The sequence below is a fragment of the Hydrogenophaga sp. genome (assembly GCF_051007235.1).
Classification (GTDB): domain Bacteria; phylum Pseudomonadota; class Gammaproteobacteria; order Burkholderiales; family Burkholderiaceae_C; genus Hydrogenophaga.
Window position 1 is genome coordinate 1 of sequence record NZ_JBPCSJ010000518.1, and the last position, 1,623, is coordinate 1,623.

1 protein-coding gene and 1 pseudogene are annotated in these 1,623 nt (G+C 61.6%); both read right to left on the bottom strand.

All coding sequences use genetic code 11. The annotated features are described in order from the left end of the window. Positions 1-679: cbb3-type cytochrome c oxidase subunit I (locus ACR2JA_RS18265; RefSeq protein ID WP_434010493.1), on the bottom strand; the 679-nt coding region annotated here is incomplete at its 3' end. A gap of 49 nt (positions 680-728) precedes the next feature. After that, positions 729-1,583: pseudogene (gene coxB, locus ACR2JA_RS18270) on the bottom strand (cytochrome c oxidase subunit II); the annotation flags it as partial. Positions 1,584-1,623 lie beyond the last annotated feature (40 nt).

The following is a 1,623-nucleotide window of genomic DNA, read 5'->3' on the forward strand; positions in this document are numbered from 1 at the left end:
GCGTCATGGTGATGGCGCCGGCCAGCACGGGCATCACGGCGATCAGCAGGTAGGCGGTGATCAGCCAGGTCCAGCAGAACATCGGCATCTTCATCAGCGTCATGCCAGGGGCGCGCATGTTCAGGATGGTCACGATGATGTTGATCGAACCCATGATGGACGACGCGCCCAGGATGTGCATGGCGAAGATGCCAGCGTCCATCGAGGGGCCCATCTGCAGCGTCAGCGGGGCGTACAGCGTCCAGCCGGCGGCGGGCGCGCCACCGGGCATGAAGAACGAGGACACCAGCATCAGAGCGGCCGGGATCATCAGCCAGAAGCTGAAATTGTTCATGCGGGCGAAGGCCATGTCGGACGCGCCGATCTGCAGCGGGATCATCCAGTTCGCAAAGCCCACGAAGGCCGGCATGATGGCGCCGAACACCATGATCAGGCCATGCATGGTGGTGAGCTGGTTGAACAGCTCGGGGTTGACCAGCTGCAAGCCGGGCTGGAACAGCTCGGCACGGATCAGCAGGGCCAGCACGCCGCCCACCATGAGCATGGTGAAAGCGAACAGCAGGTACAGGGTGCCGATGTCTTTGTGGTTGGTCGCATAGACCCAGCGCCGCCAGCCCGTGGGGGCGTGGTGATCGTGGTCGTGACCGTGTGCGTCGTGGTGATCGAGAACTGCGCTCATCGTTGCTTCCTTAGAGATTCTGATTTCTTCAGTTCACTGCTCACTTGGCAGCGACCACAGCCTTTTGCTGGCTGGCCACCCAGGCGGTGTACTCGGCGGGCGTCACCACCTTCACGTGGATGGGCATGTAGGCATGCTCCTTGCCGCACAGCTCGGCGCACTGGCCGTAGAAGTCACCGGTTTTTTCGGCGCGGAACCAGGTGTCGCGCACGAAGCCGGGGATCGCATCCTGTTTGACACCGAACGCCGGCACCATCCAGGCGTGGATCACGTCGTTGGCGGTGGTGATGATGCGCACTTTCTTGCCCACCGGCACCACCAGCGGGTTGTCCACCTTCAGCAAGTAGTCATCGGTGGCCGGCGGCTTACCGCTGTTGGACATTTCACGGTGGCTGTTGTCCAGAGTGGACAGGAAGGCGATGCCCTCGCCTTCGCCCTTGATGTAGTCGTAACCCCACTTCCACTGCATGCCCGTGGCCTTGATGGTCAGGTCGCTGTTGGTGGTGTCTTTCTGAGCCACCAGCACCTTGGTGGCCGGCAGGGCCATGCCGATCACGATCAGCAGCGGCACGATGGTCCATCCCAGCTCCACCCAGATCGGCTCGGCCAGTTCCTGCGACTTGTGGCCCACCGATTTGCGGTGCTTGAGAATGGAATAGAACATCACGCCGAAGACGACGATGAAAATGACCGTGCAGATGGCCATCATGAACCAGTGCAGCCAGTGCTGTTCTTCGGCGATCTTGGTGGCCGGAGGCGCGAAATTCAGCTGGTTGACCGCTGGACCACCGGGCAGGTCGTTCACGGCGTGGGCCACCTCCGTGACCCACACGCCAGCGCCCAGCGCCAGGGTCGAAGCTGTCGTGCGCAGCGTTGCCAGTCGGTTTCGCAGGAAATCACCCATCGTTTTTGTCTTGCTCACTTTGTTGCGCCTCGAATATAAG